General features: G+C 64.7%; 13 protein-coding genes, 1 tRNA gene and 1 pseudogene. 10 read left to right on the top strand and 5 right to left on the bottom strand.

Annotated elements, in window-relative coordinates:
* Positions 1-74: 74 nt before the first annotated feature.
* The 3 genes from QZ281_RS03025 to QZ281_RS03035 all read left to right on the top strand — a co-directional run bounded on the left by QZ281_RS03025 (position 75) and on the right by QZ281_RS03035 (position 1636).
* Positions 75-350 (top strand): energy transducer TonB, encoded by a 276-nt coding sequence (locus tag QZ281_RS03025; RefSeq protein ID WP_292224632.1) that lies wholly within the window; start codon positions 75-77, stop codon positions 348-350.
* Between the two features lie 123 nt (positions 351-473).
* Positions 474-550 (top strand) — tRNA-His (locus tag QZ281_RS03030).
* 99 nt (positions 551-649) lie between these two features.
* A complete protein-coding gene (locus QZ281_RS03035; protein WP_292224574.1) occupies positions 650-1636 on the top strand; it encodes an aldo/keto reductase in 987 nt (328 codons plus the stop codon).
* Positions 1637-1711: 75 nt separating this feature from the next.
* On the opposite strand, the gene QZ281_RS03040 is transcribed toward QZ281_RS03035, so the two are convergent.
* Entirely contained in the window at positions 1712-2134 is a 423-nt protein-coding gene (locus QZ281_RS03040; protein WP_292224577.1) for a DUF2147 domain-containing protein, read from the bottom strand.
* Positions 2135-2284: 150 nt separating this feature from the next.
* A complete protein-coding gene (locus tag QZ281_RS03045; protein ID WP_292224580.1) occupies positions 2285-3529 on the bottom strand; it encodes an acyltransferase family protein in 1245 nt (414 codons plus the stop codon).
* A gap of 23 nt (positions 3530-3552) precedes the next feature.
* Here QZ281_RS03045 and QZ281_RS03050 point away from each other — a divergent pair, with 23 nt between their 5' ends.
* Positions 3553-4482 (top strand): LytTR family DNA-binding domain-containing protein, encoded by a 930-nt coding sequence (locus QZ281_RS03050; protein WP_292224583.1) that lies wholly within the window; start codon positions 3553-3555, stop codon positions 4480-4482.
* Positions 4483-4671: 189 nt separating this feature from the next.
* On the opposite strand, the gene ligA is transcribed toward QZ281_RS03050, so the two are convergent.
* A complete protein-coding gene (gene ligA / locus QZ281_RS03055) occupies positions 4672-7002 on the bottom strand; it encodes an NAD-dependent DNA ligase LigA (RefSeq protein WP_292224586.1) in 2331 nt (776 codons plus the stop codon).
* Positions 7003-7144: 142 nt separating this feature from the next.
* On the opposite strand from ligA, the gene QZ281_RS03060 reads away from it, so the two are divergent.
* The 3 genes from QZ281_RS03060 (at position 7145) to QZ281_RS03070 (ending at position 9638) form a co-directional block, all read left to right on the top strand.
* Positions 7145-8113, top strand: a complete 969-nt coding sequence (locus tag QZ281_RS03060) for a M28 family peptidase (RefSeq protein ID WP_292224587.1) — start codon at positions 7145-7147, stop codon at positions 8111-8113.
* On the top strand, positions 8110-8622 hold the full coding sequence (locus QZ281_RS03065) for a hypothetical protein (protein WP_292224590.1): 513 nt from the start codon (positions 8110-8112) through the stop codon (positions 8620-8622). The genes QZ281_RS03060 and QZ281_RS03065 overlap by 4 nt, the downstream gene beginning before the upstream one ends.
* Positions 8623-9026: 404 nt before the next feature.
* Positions 9027-9638, top strand: coding sequence for a sugar transferase (locus tag QZ281_RS03070; RefSeq protein ID WP_292224592.1), 612 nt, complete (start codon positions 9027-9029; stop codon positions 9636-9638).
* Positions 9639-9642: 4 nt separating this feature from the next.
* Here QZ281_RS03070 and QZ281_RS03075 read toward each other — a convergent pair whose 3' ends face one another.
* Both QZ281_RS03075 and QZ281_RS03080 read right to left on the bottom strand, forming a co-directional pair.
* Positions 9643-10536, bottom strand: coding sequence for a siderophore-interacting protein (locus QZ281_RS03075; RefSeq protein WP_292224595.1), 894 nt, complete (start codon positions 10534-10536; stop codon positions 9643-9645).
* Positions 10537-10578: 42 nt separating this feature from the next.
* Complete coding sequence (locus QZ281_RS03080) at positions 10579-11421, bottom strand: class I SAM-dependent methyltransferase (RefSeq protein WP_292224598.1); 843 nt, start codon at positions 11419-11421, stop codon at positions 10579-10581.
* 162 nt (positions 11422-11583) lie between these two features.
* Here QZ281_RS03080 and QZ281_RS03085 point away from each other — a divergent pair, with 162 nt between their 5' ends.
* The 3 genes and pseudogenes from QZ281_RS03085 to QZ281_RS03095 all read left to right on the top strand — a co-directional run.
* Positions 11584-13668 (top strand): TonB-dependent receptor, encoded by a 2085-nt coding sequence (locus QZ281_RS03085; protein WP_292224601.1) that lies wholly within the window; start codon positions 11584-11586, stop codon positions 13666-13668.
* Positions 13668-14600 carry an alpha/beta hydrolase-fold protein gene (locus QZ281_RS03090; RefSeq protein WP_292224604.1) on the top strand — a complete coding sequence of 311 codons (933 nt, stop codon included), beginning with the start codon at positions 13668-13670 and terminating at the stop codon, positions 14598-14600. The genes QZ281_RS03085 and QZ281_RS03090 overlap by 1 nt, the downstream gene beginning before the upstream one ends.
* A pseudogene (locus QZ281_RS03095) lies at positions 14597-14974 on the top strand (ABC transporter substrate-binding protein); the annotation flags it as partial. The gene QZ281_RS03090 and the pseudogene QZ281_RS03095, both read left to right, overlap by 4 nt.

Consider the following 14974-nt stretch of genomic DNA (forward strand, 5'->3'; position numbering starts at 1 on the left):
ATTCGGGCCCGCCCGTTATCGTCCCCGGACCTCCGCCTCCGCCCGCTCCTCCGGCTCCGGCCCGCCCGGCCACGATCACGAACGTTTCGTGGTCGCGTCAGCCTCGCCCGGAATTCCCGGCTCGCGCTCAAGAGCGTGGGATCGAGGAAGGCACTGTGGTGCTGCTGTGCTCGGTTGAAGCCAATGGCGCCGCGACCAACTGCAGCATCGTGTCGGAAACTCCGTCCGGTGCAGGCTTCGGCCGCGAAGCTCTCTCGTCCATGCGTGCAGCGCGCTTTGCGCCCGGCACAGTGGATGGTGTGGCTCAAGGTGGACAAGCGCGCTTCACGGTTCGCTTCCGCCTCGGATAAGACTGATCGCCAGATCATGAGAACGCCCCGGTTTCGACCGGGGCGTTTTTGTTTGTATAAGGCGCACTCTGTGCTTGATCGGGCCGTAAGGCCTCGCTACAGAACGCGCCTCGCGATGAGCGGGCCGCCTTAGCTCAGTTGGTTAGAGCGCCGGTTTGTGGAACCGGAGGTCCTCAGTTCAAGCCTGAGAGGCGGTACCATCTCGAAGCGTCCACGGGCCTTGTCAGGCACAGGGTGGACGCCCATCTCCTGATCGTCGGCATGATCGCCGATCCCCCACATCGACAGGAGAGCGCTTCATGAAGACGCGCAAGCTGGGCCGCGACGGTCCTGAAGTTTCGGCCATCGGCCTGGGCTGCATGGGTATGAGCGCCTTTTACGGCGGCTCTGACGAAGCCCAATCCATTGAGGTCATTCATCGGGCGCTGGATCTGGGCGTCACCCTGTTCGACACGGCGGAAATGTATGGCCCGCACACCAATGAGGTTCTGGTCGGCAAGGCGCTGAAGGATCGGCGCGATCAGGCCTTCATCGCCACCAAGTTCGGCATCAACTACAACGAAGACCGTACAAGGCTGCTGGTCGACGGCAGTCGGGCCAATGTGCGTCGCGCGGTCGAAGGCAGCCTGCAGCGCCTCGGCGTCGACCATATCGATCTCTATTATCTGCACCGGGTCGACCCGGACACGCCGATCGAGGAAACGGTCGGCGCCATGGGTGAACTGGTCACGGAGGGCAAGGTGCGCTTCCTGGGCCTGTCGGAGGCCGCGCCGGATACGCTGCGCAAGGCCCACGCCGCTCACCCGATCACCGCGCTCCAGACGGAATATTCGCTGTGGAGCCGCGAGCCGGAGGACGAACTGTTCGCCACTGTCCGCGAACTCGGCATCGGCTTCGTGCCCTACAGCCCGCTGGGCCGTGGCTTCCTGTCAGGCGACATCAAGTCGGTCGATGATCTGGCGCCCGATGACTTCCGCCGCACCAATCCGCGTTTCGTCGGCGAAAACTTCCAGAAAAACCTCGATCTGGTCGACGCGGTGAAAGCCATCGCTGAGGACAAGGGCGTCACGGCGGCGCAACTGGCTCTGGCCTGGGTGCTGGCGCAGGGCGAGGATCTGGTTCCCATCCCCGGCACAAGACGCGTGGCGACGCTGGAGCAGAATGCAGCGGCGGTCGACCTGGTGCTGACGCCTGAAGACCTGGCGCGCATCGAAGCGGTGTTCCCCAAGGGGGCTGCTGTGGGCCATCGCTATGCCGAGGCGGCGCGGGCGGCTCTGAACCGCTGATCGGCGGACAGAAGGCATGAAAAAAGGCCCGGTCGGATCGCTCCGGCCGGGCCTTTGTCTGTCTGGCTGTGCAGCCTACTGGATGCGGGTCCAGGTCTGGTTCTTGCACAGGGGGGCGACGATGCAGCCGCGCAGACGCAGGCTGTTATCGCCCGTCATGGTGATGGTGCCGCGATAGGTGCCGCCGTCTGCCGGATTATAGACTGAACCGCCACGCCACTCGGTCGGACCGCCGGTGAAGCCGGTCAGCATAGGCAGGTTGCGCAGTGTGCGGCCGCGTTGGGCTGAATCACGGTTATGGACATCCAGAGTGTTGGGATCGGCACGGATATGGTCAGAGGTCACCAGCGTGCCGCACAGGGCCTGTCCGCACTGTGCGATACGGACCTGGCCGCCATTTGTCGGCGTTTGCCACAGGCCCGTTGGATCGCCAGCCAGGGCCGGCGAGGCGAGTGCGGCGGCCAATGCGGCGGCGGCCAGCATGATCTTGGTCTTCATGGTCATTCCCTTTCCTGGGACCGGTCTGCGCCGGGCCTGTTGAAGAACACGCTGATCCTGGTTTCGGTCCAAAACAAGACGGAAATGGCGACCGGAAATCACGAAATGATGGGACGTTACGTCAAGTTTCCAGTCGCCATTCGCGACGCCTCAGGGTGTGATCACCCGTGGGGTCTTGGCGGCTGAGCCTGGCTTCACGCCCAGAAGCAGGCCGAGCCAGCCGATCCGACGTGCAATCTCATAGGCGGCCAGACATCCCAGTGCGGTGATCACGATGACCAGACCGGCCTCAAGCGCCAGCGGCAGCTTGAGCAGGGCCAGATTGTGCGCAGCCACGACCGCCACCGTCTGGTGCACGATGTAGAAGGGGAAGACCCCGATCGACAGATAGCGCAGCACAGGCCCGCCATGGTTCAGCCAGCGCGCGCCGAAGCCCAGTATGGCCGCCATGAAGCCTGCCTGATCCATCACATAGACGAACCGCATGGCCTGACGCAGTTGCTCGGGCGGTGAGACATCGCCGCGATAGGCCCAGGCATAGGTCGCCCATCCGGCCCAGCCGCAAAGGCCGACGATCAGGGCGGGCCAGCGAATGCGGATCAGCGTCTGGCGCACCTCTTCGGAGCGGGCGATCAGATAGCCGAACAGGAAGGCGCCGAAGCTGAGGGCGTGGTTGTACCAGTCATCCGTCAGGGCATGGGTGATGTCGAACAGGGGCGCCAGGAACCAGCGGATCGCGAACAGGTACGCAATCGGCCAAACGATCACGCCCCAACCGCTGAACAGGCGCTCCGCCCCGGCCAGAAGCTGCTGGCGCACACCAGGAATGGCGATCAGCGCCGCCAGGATCAGGCTATAGGGCAGCAGATAGGCGATGAACCACAGATGGTTCCATGTCGGGGTGGTCAGGCAGCCGTCCGCATCGCACCAATGGCCGGTCGAGGTGGCGTAGCGTATCCAGAAGTCCTTCAGGACGACGCCATGCGCCGGATCGGCCATGCCCAGACCCTTGGCGGCCTCGACGACCTCATAATAGCTCTGCGGCGGCACGATCACGAACATGCCGAATAGCAGGGGGGGCAGCAGGCGCAGGGTGCGCGATCCGGCCAGCGCCCATCCGCTTTTGCCGCGTGCCTCAAACCCGTCGGCCAGGAACCGTGTGGCGCAGCCGGACACCAGGAACAGAAGCGTCAGCCGCCACGGGCTGGTCAGCATCATGATCGGCTCCAGCGCCTCAATCTGACGCGGGCTGTTCACATGCCAGTCCCAGGGCACGTAGAACATGCCGACGTGATAGAGGATCAGCAGCATGAAGGCGCCGACGCGAATCCAGTCCAGATCGTATCGTCGGCCCGTTATGCCGGGCGGCGACGCGAGCAGGGGCGGTGAAGACATGCGAGAGTTCCTTGGCCAATGATATGAGCCGCGTACTCGCGGATGAGCGGGTAGATCAGCAATCGTCAGGGGGCGCGCGGCCGTCTGGCCGGGATGATGTCGGCCTTGCGGGGACGAACGGCGCGCCTGCCGTGACGAGCGGCTGGGCGTGGATCAAGGGGCGTCTCGACCCGGGTGACTTTTTGGCCTGCGCCCTGGGCGTGCTGGCCTTCACGCTGGTGGACACGACGGTCAATGTGCTGACTGTTCAGGCGGATAATCCGAACATCGCAAGCTGGAAGCCGATGCTCTGGGAGGTGTCCAGCACCATCGGCATTCTGGCGACCATGTGGATTCCCTGGGTTGCGATCAGTCTGGCGCGGCCGGATGAACCGGCGGGGGAGGGCTGGCGTCCGAAGGTGCGGTTCGCCCTGATCCACGTGACGTGCGTGCTGATGTTTTCCGCCCTGCACGTCATTGGTTTCGTCATGATGCGAAAGGCCGGGTACGCCCTGATGGGGGCGGGTGATTACGAATTCGGCGACGCCTTCATCTATGAACTACGCAAGGATCTGGTGACCTATGGGCTGCTGGCGGGCGCCTTCTTGCTGAGCGCCTATCTGCGGCGACGGCGCAATGAGGCGGTGCGGCCGGTCAGTTTCGACATCCGCGACGGCGCCCGGATCATCCGCGTGCCTCTGGCCGATATTCTGGCGGCCAGTTCAGCGGGGAACTATGTCGAGTTCCGGTTGGCGGATGGGCGACGGCCCCTGATGCGGGCGACGCTGGCGGCGGTGGAGGCGGAACTGTCGCGGTTCGGCTTCGTGCGGGTTCACCGCTCATGGCTGGTCAATGTTGAGCGCGTCACAGGCCTTAGCCCTGACGGATCAGGCGACTGGACGGTGGAACTGGGCGCTGTCGAAGCCCCGCTGTCGCGGCGCTACCCGGCGGCGCTGGAGCAGTTACGCGGCTAAGCTTGATCGTTAAACAGGTGGCCAAACCCACCGATCGTCATTCCGGGGCGTCCAACGGACGAACCCGGAACCCAGGAGCCCCGCATCCGGCATGAAATGCGTCCAGCGACACGGTCACGGCCCTGGGTTCCGGGTTCTTCGCTCCGCGCAGCCCCGGAATGACGGCTTTGAGCTGACTGTCGATTGAACCTAAGCGATCAGGGCCAGCCATTCGTCTTCGGTCAGCACCTGCACGCCGTGTTTTTCGGCGTCCTTCAGCTTGGAGCCTGCACCGGGACCGGCGACGACATAGTCGGTCTTCTTCGACACCGAACCCGAGACCTTGGCGCCCAGGCTTTCGGCCCGCGCCTTGGCTTCGTCGCGGGTGAAGCGCTCCAGCGAGCCGGTGAAGACCACTGTCTTGCCCGCGACCGGGGTGTCGGCCTTGGGGCGTTCCGCGTCGACGATCTCGGTCATCTCGGCCTCCAACGCGGCGACGACTTCCAGATTGTGTGGCTCATGGAAGAAGTGGGCCAGCGCCAGGGCGGCGACCGGGCCGACGCCGGTGACGGCGCTGATCTGGTTCAGCATCTCCGACGGGCCTTCGTTGCGCGCGATCCCGGCCAACCGCACCAGACCAGCCCAATCGTTCGTCATGGTCGCCAGAGAGCGCCGGGCGGGGGCGGCCATGCCGGGGAAGGCGAGGGCGATCTTCTGGTCCATCGGCGCGTCCGGCCATGGATCGCTGGGGGCGGGCGTCGCCTCGGCCATCAGGGTCAGGACGCGGGGCGATATGGCGTGGGCGGAGGCCAGTTCGGTCCAGGCGTCGGTCTGTATGCCGCTGGCGGCCTGTAGGCAGGCGGCCTTCAGCGCGCTCCAGCTTTCGAAGGCGCGGGCCAGGACGATGGAGGTCTGTTCGCCAATGTCGCGCACACCCAGCCCGAACAGGAACCGGTCCAGCGAAATCGTGCGGCGCGCGTCAATGCCCGCGATCAGGTTGCGGATGCTGGTCTCGCCATAGCCGTCGTCCTTTTCCAGCGCCTTCAGACGCGCTTCGTCGCGGGCCAGACGGAAGATGTCGGCGGGCTCCTTGATCCAGCCGCGGGCATGGAAGGCGATCAGTTGCTTTTCGCCCAGTCCCTCGATGTCGAAGGCGCGGCGGCCGACGAAATGCTTCAGGCGTTCAACGATCTGGGCGTCGCAGATCAGACCGCCTGTGCAGCGTCGCTTGACCTCGTCACCTTCGCGCACGGCCTCTGATCCGCACACGGGGCATTTGTCGGGGAAGATGTAAGGAACGGCGTCGGCGGGGCGTTGCTCGGTAACGACGCCTAGAATTTGCGGAATGACGTCGCCTGCGCGTTGCAGGCGCACCGTGTCGCCGATCCGCACGTCCAGACGTTCGATCTCGTCCTCATTGTGCAGGGTGGCGTTGCGCACGACCACGCCGCCGACGGTCACCGGATGCAGGCGCGCGACGGGGGTCAGGGAGCCTGTGCGTCCGACCTGAATGTCGATGCCTTCCAGCACGGTCGTCGCCTGCTGGGCGGGGAACTTGTGGGCGATGGCCCAGCGCGGGCTGCGGGCGACGAAGCCCAGGCGGCGCTGCCAGTCGATGCGGTCGACCTTGTACACCACGCCGTCGATGTCATAGCCCAGTGTGGCGCGGTCGCGCTCCAGTTCACGATAGGCGGCGATCAGGCCCTCGGCGCCCTCGACCCGTTGCGAGCGTGCGTTGACCGGGAAGCCCCAGGCTTTCAGCTTCTGCAACGCCTCCCACTGGGTCTCGGCGAAGTCGCTGGAGTGTTCGCCCCAGGCATAGGCGAAGAAGTTCAGCGGGCGGCCTGCCGTGATTTTCGCGTTCTTCTGACGCAGCGAACCGGCAGCGAAGTTGCGGGGGTTGGCGTAGGTGCGACGGCCCTCGGCCTCTGCATCTGCGTTGAATTTCGCAAAGGCGTCATTGGGGGCATAGACCTCGCCCCGCACCTCGATCCTGTCGGGCCAGTCGGCCCCCGCCAGTTCCTGCTTCACATCGGCGATGGTCTTCAGATTGGCGGTGACGTCTTCGCCCGTGCGGCCGTCGCCGCGCGTGGCGCCGATGGTCAGCTTGCCCTTTTCATACAGAAGGTTGGCGGACAGGCCGTCGATCTTGGGTTCGGCGACGAAGGCGATGGGCTCGTCTGCCGGCAGCTTCAGGAAGCGGGCGATCCGGGCCACGAAATCGCGCACCTCGCCCTCGTCGAAGGCGTTGTCCAGCGACAGCATGGGCACGCCGTGGCGAACCTCCGTGAACTGGCTGGAGACGGCGGCGCCGACCTTGTTTGAGGGCGAATCCGGGCGCGTCAGGTCGGGGAAGCGCGCTTCGATCTCCAGATTGCGGGCGCGCAGGGCGTCATAGTCGGCGTCGGAAATCTCGGGCGTTGCTTCGGTGTACAGGGCGTCGTGCCGCGCCATTTCTGCGGCCAGCCAGGCCAGTTCGTCCGCCGCCGTCTGAGGCGTCAGGTCGTTGAGAGGAATGAAGTCGGGAATCGCGCTGGCCATGATTTCCCCTGTCTATCACCAGCACGAACGCGCGCGCAGGCCCGGCGATCCGCGCGTGCGATTTCTGTATTTCATGACCGATCCGTATGCTGACGCCGCCGTTCAGCGCCGCTAGGTTCGCAGAATTGGTTCTGGAGGCTCCATGACACGATCCGCCCTGCGTCTGGCCCTGACGGGTTGCGCTGTTCTTGCCCTTTCGGCCTGCGTGACCGAGCCGCCGAAGCTGACAGTGGTCGAACAGCCTGCCGTGGTCGCCGAGGTGTCGCATGAGCAGTTGATGGCGGATGTCCGCATCCTGTCGGCTGACGACATGGAGGGACGCGACACCGGATCAGCGGGTGGTCAGAAGGCGCGCGACTATATCGTCAGCCGTCTGGAGGCGATGGGCGTTCAGCCCGCGCCATTCGGTCGGTTGCAGCCGTTCGAGGCGGCGGGCCGAACGCGCGAAGGCGTGAAGACCTTCAACGGCGTGAACATCATCGGTTTCATCCCCGGCACGCGTGTTGCGGATCGCTATATCGTTGTCACCGCCCATTATGACCATGTCGGCGTCAATGGCGGACAGATCTTCAATGGCGCAGACGACAATGCCTCGGGCGTGGCGACCATGCTGGAACTGGCGGCGCGGCTGAAGGCCAATCCGCCCGAGCACAGCGTCCTGATCGTGGCGCTGGACGGAGAGGAGCGAGGCCTGCTGGGCGCGCGTGAGTTCGTGGCCTCGCCGCCCGTGCCGCTGGCCGCCATGAGCCTGAACTTGAACTTCGACATGATTTCACGCGCCGAGACGGACGGCCATCTGTGGGTGACGGGGACGTATCAGAACCCGACCCTGCGCCCCATACTGGAAGCCTTGCACGCCAATGGCGCGGTGTCGCTGGCCTTTGGCAAGGACACGCCGCAGGACAAGGAAGAGGACAACTGGGTCGACGCCTCGGACCATGCCGCTTTCCATGAGAAGGGTGTGCCCTTCCTGTATCTGGGCGTCGATTATCACCCCGACTATCATCGCCCGTCTGATGATTTTGAGCGGATCACGCCGTCGGTCTTCATCAGCGCCAGCGAACTGGCCATCGCCTCCTTCCACGCGCTCGATAAGGCTCTGGACCGATGAAACGTCATATTCTGCCGGTTCTGGCCCTGGCCCTGTTGGCGGCTTCGTGTGACCGTTTCGGCGGGCATAAGGACAATGAGGCGACCGCACCCGAGGCCCAACAGGCCTATCGCCACACGCTGTCCGGTGATGTCTCCGGCGAATACCGTCCTCTCCAGCCGATTCAACTGGGCGATGCCGAACTGGAATCCATCTTCGTCGGTCAGGTGTCTGCGCTGAAGGCATGGGAGGAGGGCAAGGGCGGCGCATCGCCGGTCACGATCACCTTCAAGACAGCCCAGGGCGCAGTCCACGTCGGGCCGGAAACCTATCAGATCACCGACGATGTCTTCCGTTTCAGCGGAGTGTCAGCAGGTGGTCAGACCGTCACATTTACAGGCAAGCTGGATCAGGGCGACCTGGCGACGGCGCGTCGCAATCTTGGTGACCAGACGGCGGTTCTGACCGGCGTTCTGACGGTCGGGAAAGCCAGCATTCCGGCACGGTTAGGCCTGTGGGGCGGAGACTGAGATCAGCTGACGATACGGGCGATCAGGTAGGCCGTGCCTGCGATGATCACCCATAACAACAGGCTGATCACGACCAGGACAGACAGTGTCGTTCGCGCAGACCATTTGGGACCGCCTGCGGATTTCGGCCGAGGCGGGGCGGGTTGGGCGGTTCGACGCGGATCTCGCCGACGGGGGCCGGGGGCTGAAGTCAAGATGCAACCTTAAAGTGTAATTCTGTCTATCACTTCAAACCGAGACTGCAAAGCGGCAAGACGAATCGCCTCCTCAAGGTTGCAAGTCTGTCAACCTTAATGAGATAGTGGAAGTGCGCGGGGTAGCGTAGGGGGTGTGACATGCCATCGGTGGGGGCGATACGCACAGGGATTAGTGTTCCCGCAGGTGCGCCGCCTCCACGGCTCGTGGTGTCTGATGTGCTGATCCGGGCGCTCGATATCTCCATTGCGACGCTGGCGCTGGTGTTTGTGGCTCCGACAATGGTGCTGATCGCCATGCTGATCCGACTGCAGGATGGCGGCCCGGCGCTGTATCACCAACCGCGTATCGGCCGCGGAGGCATGGTTTTCAGTTGTCTGAAATTCCGTAGCATGGGCGTGGGGGCTGAGCGGAAGCTGGATCAGATAATCACCTGCACAGGCGTTCAGCAGATCGAATGGTCACTGACGCAAAAACTGCGCGACGACCCGCGCGTGACGCCGCTGGGGCGTCTGCTGCGGGTGTCCAGCCTGGATGAACTGCCCCAGCTTTTGAACGTGCTGCGCGGTGACATGTCACTGGTCGGACCGCGTCCCATCGTGGCGGACGAGATTTGGCGTTATGGAAGACGCATCCGTCATTACGCCGCCGTGCGCCCCGGCTTGACGGGCCTGTGGCAGGTGAGGGGGCGCAATGACGTGCCGTATCGGCGTCGGGTGGCGATGGACGTCACCCTGGTGCGGAGCCGCTCGGTGCGCACCTATTGCACCATTCTGCTGTTGACCATTCCGGCGGTCATTCGGCGCCAAGGGGTGTACTAGACGGTCATTCCAGCACGCGGCCCTCACGCCAGTAGCCCATGGCTGCAACACTGCGTTTGGATAGGCCGCGTTCGTTGACCAGGCGACGGCGGATGTCGCGCACGACGGCGGACTCAGCCGCGATCCAGACATAGAGCCGGTCTTCAGCGGCCAGGGTGGCGGGCAGCCAGTAGATTTCGGTGTCCACGTCAGGGTCTGCTTCTGCGGGCGAGACGTTGGGTTGAGCGGCGGCCTGCAGGTTCAGCGCCTCTACGCCGTCAACCAGGGACTGGCCGACGCGTGTGGTCTGACCATTGTCGCGAGAGCTCCATTGGGCCTCGATCCATTGCGGCAGGTCCTGGCAGTCGCTGGCCAGCGGGGTTTCAAACACGGCGCGGACGCGGGGCTTCACCAGACGTGCGTCGAGTTCCTCGATGATGCCGATGGCGGCGGGCAGGCCGGTTTCGTCGGCGACCAGAATGATGTCGTCGATGTGTGGCGAGGGTTTCCACTCGAACCCGACCAGATCGCCGCCCAGGACTGGAGCGCTGATGGACAGGCTGTCGCCGACTTGGGCGGTTGTCGCCCAGCGCGTGGCGGGACCACTGTCCCCATGCAGAACAAACTCGATGTCCACCTCGACCGGATCGCGCCGCACGGCCCGGATCGTATAGGTCCGCATGGCAGGGCGCTTGTCATCCGGCAGGGCGCGATAGGCGGCGTACCAGTCGTCATGACCGGCCAGGCGCTGGGCCAGATTCGGCGCGGCGCGGTCTGGCCCGAAGAACAGTTTTACGCGCTGGTCCGGCGCGAAGGTCGTAAGCTGCTCAATATCGCCGCTGAAGGTGAAACAGGCGAGTGAAGGGCTGACGTTCCGCCGGGCCTTCAGCGTGATGTCGAACAGGGCGTAGGCGGACATGTCGGGCCTCTTCAATACGCAACAAGGATTGTCGATCTGACTTCAGGGACGGTTCGCCGTGACGATCCACGTGGCGCCGATGATCTCAACGGAGGTGGGGCCGGCGCGTCGCTCGAATGCCGCGCGTACGGCGTCGGCGGCGCGGTCACGGACGTGTTGCGGCTGGTCCTTCAGGGCGCGTGACAAGGGGTCGACTTCGAACGCCATGGCCAAGGCGTTGTCGACGGCTTCGGTCTTTGTCGCGCCGCGTCCGAACGGGATGGTCTGCTCAAAGGGCTTGATCTGGATGTTGGTGAAGCCTGCGCCGTTCAGGATCCCATTGACGTAGTCCACGTCCCCAAAGGCGAAGGGGCCGGGAACGCCGGTGCGGCTGGGCAAGGTCGGGACGATGCCCTTGATGGCGGTCAGAGGCAGTTGCGCCCAATCGTTCCCTTCTTCCGCCTGCCAGCAGACGAAGGCCAGCCGCCCGCCGGGCTTCAGACGCTCTCGCAGACGGGCGAATGCCGCGAGCGGCTCGTCAAAGAACATCACGCCGAACCGCGAGAAGATCAGATCAACAGGCGCCACATCGTCCAGATCGCCACGGCTTGCGTCTGCCAGACGGAAGCCGAGTTGCGGCGCCGAATGGAGCGCCTGGGCCTCTGTGATCAGGGCCTGTGAGATATCGACGCCCAGCACCGCGCCGTTTGTTCCGACGAACTCAGCCAGTTCAGCCGTGGACGCGCCAGCCCCGCAACCGATATCCAAAACGTGCTCACCCTTTACTGGAGCGGCGGCGCGCAAGGCGGCCTGACCGAAGGGTTCCAGCCAACTGTCCAGCCAGGCGCGGTGCTGGGCCCATTTGCCGCCCAGTTTGCCGTTCCAGTCGTTGGCTGCGCTTTTCACGGCGACCTCATTTGTGAAAGTGATACTCAAGTGCAGATAGGCCGGGCGGAATTCCAACGCAACACCGCCGTTGTGTTCTGGCCACGTGGAGGCGAGACGATCTGACCGGTTGCAGATGTGAACCATTTGCAGTACCGCAGGCGCCTCTCCTGGGAACACGCTATGATCGCCACCTTCCGCACCCTGCTTCTCGCCAGCGCCTGCGCCGCCGCTCCGACCCTGGCGCTCGCTCAAAGCCAGCAGGCGTCGCAGGTGGATGATGTCGTCGTCACCGCCTCGACACGCGCCCAGACGGTCGCCAAGGCGCCGGCTTCCATTTCGGTCGTCACCAGTGAGCAGATCGAGAACCGGGCCTATGTCGACCTGTTTGATGCGGTGCGCGACGTCGAAGGGGTTTCGGTCAGCGGCGGCTCCAATTTCCAGGACATCCTGATCCGGGGACTGCCCGGCGCCTACACCCTGACGCTGGTGGACGGACGGCGTCAGTCAACGCGTGAGGCGCGCGTCAACGGCAATGGCGGGCTGGAGCAGAGCTTTACTCCGCCTGTCGGCGCCATCGAGCGGATCGAGGTCGTGCGCGGCCCGATGTCGTCGCTGTATGGATCGGACGCTCTGGGCGGCGTCATCAACATCATCACCAAGAAGGTGCCTGCGCGCTGGGGCGGATCGGTCGGCGCCGACTATGTGTCCCAGGAGAACGGCAGAAGCGGCGACTGGCATCAGGAGCAGTTCTATCTGGCCGGGCCTCTGGTGGCGGAAAAACTGGGTCTGCAGTTCTGGGGGCGGTCGCTGAACCGTGACGAGGACCGCATCTATAATGCGCCCAGCAGCACCGGCTCGATGGGGTCGGATGAGTATAATCTGGCCGGCCGGATCGCCTGGACCCCGACAGCGGGGCAGGAGGTGCTGCTGCAGGTCGATACGGCCAAGATCGAACGCGCCAGCACGGCGGGCAAGACCGTGGCGCCGACCGGGCGCAGCGTCCGCAACGATCACAGCCGCGACAGCTATTCGCTGAGCTGGAACGGCGACTGGAGCTGGGGAACCAGCGCAGTCTCTGTCATGCGCGAAGAGGCCCAGCGCGCGACCTATACGGCGGATGCGAGCGGCGTGCTGATACGGGGCGCGCGTGCGCCTGAAATCACCAATACGGTCTGGGACGCCCTGTTCAATGTGCCGCTGACAGGCACGGCGTTGGGCGACCACAATCTGGTCTTTGGCGGGCAGTTTAACCAGAACAAGCTGGTTGATGTGAACCCGGGCGCCCGCAACAATCTGGCCGCCACCTTCGAGGTCTGGCAGCGGGCGCTTTTCGTTGAGGATGAAATCGGCCTGACCGACGATCTGGCCCTGACGCTGGGCCTGCGTTGGGACGACCATAAACGCTATGGCGACCACTGGAGCCCACGCGCCTATCTGGTCTGGACGCCCAGCCAAACCCTGACGCTGAAGGGCGGGGTTTCGACCGGCTTCCGCGCGCCGGAAGTCCGCGCTGTCGCTGACGGCTATGCCTATGAGACCGGAGGCGCCAACTGCAACTATGGCGCGGGTCTGTGCGGCGTCATCATCGGTGATCCCAATCTGAAGCCTGAGACCAGCACCAGCTATGAACTGAACGCCCTGTGGCGGCCGAACGCGAACCTGTCGCTGAATGCAACTGTCTTCCTGACGGACTTCAAGGACAAGATCGCCGACGACCGGGTCTGTGCGCCGACCAACTCCGCTGCGGCCTGCCGCTGGTCGCAGGACCCTCTGTACCAGCTCTATTACTGGTATAATGTCAGCGATGCGCGCATTCAGGGCGTTGAGCTGAACGGCACCTGGCGGGCGACTGACGCCCTGACGCTGAAGGGCAACTACACCTTCACCGATTCCAAGCAGCGTGGCGGCCTTTACGCCGGTCAGCCGCTGGGCCGGACGCCTGAGCATATGGCCAATGTGCGGGCGGACTATCAGGCGACAAAACGCCTGAACCTGTGGAGCACGGTCACCTATCGCGGCGAAGAGATCAACGCGGGTCTGCGGGTCGGAACCAATGGCGAACCGGTGCTGGATGGGACGCGTCAGGTCGGCCGCCGCTATCCCGACTATACGCTGATCGATCTGGGCGCATCATGGGCCGTGCGTGACGATGTGAGCCTGAAGTTCGGCATCTACAATGTCGGCGACAAGGTGCTGGAAGTCCGCGACTACGATTATCAGGGGGATGGACGGCGCTACTGGTTCGGCGCGAGCTATAACTTCTGATGCGGGGCGCACGCTTCATTCTGGCGTCGGCCCTGTTCGCCCTGATGGCGGGGGCGGCGCTGGCGCAACCGGCCCCGCGCGCCGTGGGGCCGACCATCGCGGATGCCGGTTCGGCCTTTTATCGGTTCGAGCAGGTTTCGGTCACATCGGCGGACGGCGCCCGCGTCTATCGCGTTCAGATCGGCGTGCCGCGCAAGGCGGCGGGGGCTGCGGGCTATCCGGTCGCCTATCTGCTGGACGGCGACGCCGCGATGGCGCGGATAGATGAGGCCCTGCTGGGCCAGTTGAATGCCGGCGATCCGCCGGTGATCGTTACGGTTGGATATCAGGGCGATCGGCAGTTCGATGTTCTGGCCCGCGCCTATGACTATACGCCGCCCGCGCCGGACGGCGCCTATGTGGTCGATGCTGCGGGGCGGCCCGGCGGCGGTGCGGACGCCTTTCTGACGTTGCTGCATGACCAGATCGCCCCTTTGGTCGCGGCGCATGTCAGGATTGATGCGGAGCGGAGCCTGCTGTGGGGGCATTCCTACGGCGGGTTGTGCGTGCTGCATGCGGCGCTGACCCGGCCTGACGCCTATGGACGGTTCGTGTCGGTCAGTCCGTCCCTGTGGTGGAACTACGGCTCCGTGCTGGCCGAGGTCGATCCCTTCCTGACCCAGCCGCACCCGTCCAATCTGTCGCTGACGCTGTTGGTGGGGGAAGAAGAGGTCGCAGGCCGTGGCGGCCGCACCCGCACCAATCCGATGTGGTCCTCTGTGCCGTCGGGAGCGACGCGCGATCTGGCGATGCGGCTGCATGCTGCGGGTGTCGATGTGCGCTTCGCCGAACTTCCCGGTCAGGCCCACGGCGGGATGCTGGCGGCCTCCCTGATCCCAACCCTTCTGTCCTTTGCGGGCGTGGCGCCTGCACCCGGAGATGCGCTCTCATGAACCTGTCGCGACGTTCGACGCTGGCCGCATTCGGTGGTCTGGCCTTTCTGGCGGCCTGTGGCCGTGAGCAGGCGGGGCAGGGGGCTGCAGCCCTGAAGGATCTGCGGGATCGCCCGGTTCGTGCGCTGCCGCCCGGTGGCAAGCTGACCATCGATGATGGCCGCTATCTGATCGCCCTGTCGCTGATCCACCCCGATCCGGTGTCGCTGCTGGCGGCGTGGTCGGGCGACATCAACCGCATCAGCCCGGACATGTATGAGGCCTTCCTGGCCAAGTCACCGCAACTGGCGACCCTGCCCAAGACGGCCCAGTCGGGCGGCGAGTTCAATCTGGAGGCCATTCTGCTGCCGGAGGGCATGCGGACTAAGAAAGGC

The sequence above is a fragment of the Brevundimonas sp. genome (assembly GCF_018608325.1).
In the GTDB taxonomy this organism is placed as follows: Bacteria; Pseudomonadota; Alphaproteobacteria; order Caulobacterales; family Caulobacteraceae; genus Brevundimonas.

Excerpts from the sequence above, each read along its gene's own strand:
- QZ281_RS03035 (WP_292224574.1), top strand. The coding sequence starts at position 650 with ATGAAGACGCGCAAGCTGGGCCGCGACGGTCCTGAAGTTTCGGCCATC.
- QZ281_RS03040 (WP_292224577.1), bottom strand. The coding sequence starts at position 2,134 with ATGAAGACCAAGATCATGCTGGCCGCCGCCGCATTGGCCGCCGCACTC.
- QZ281_RS03045 (WP_292224580.1), bottom strand. The coding sequence starts at position 3,529 with ATGTCTTCACCGCCCCTGCTCGCGTCGCCGCCCGGCATAACGGGCCGA.
- QZ281_RS03050 (WP_292224583.1), top strand. The coding sequence starts at position 3,553 with ATGAGCCGCGTACTCGCGGATGAGCGGGTAGATCAGCAATCGTCAGGG.
- ligA (WP_292224586.1), bottom strand. The coding sequence starts at position 7,002 with ATGGCCAGCGCGATTCCCGACTTCATTCCTCTCAACGACCTGACGCCT.
- QZ281_RS03060 (WP_292224587.1), top strand. The coding sequence starts at position 7,145 with ATGACACGATCCGCCCTGCGTCTGGCCCTGACGGGTTGCGCTGTTCTT.
- QZ281_RS03065 (WP_292224590.1), top strand. The coding sequence starts at position 8,110 with ATGAAACGTCATATTCTGCCGGTTCTGGCCCTGGCCCTGTTGGCGGCT.
- QZ281_RS03075 (WP_292224595.1), bottom strand. The coding sequence starts at position 10,536 with ATGTCCGCCTACGCCCTGTTCGACATCACGCTGAAGGCCCGGCGGAAC.
- QZ281_RS03085 (WP_292224601.1), top strand. The coding sequence starts at position 11,584 with ATGATCGCCACCTTCCGCACCCTGCTTCTCGCCAGCGCCTGCGCCGCC.
- QZ281_RS03090 (WP_292224604.1), top strand. The coding sequence starts at position 13,668 with ATGCGGGGCGCACGCTTCATTCTGGCGTCGGCCCTGTTCGCCCTGATG.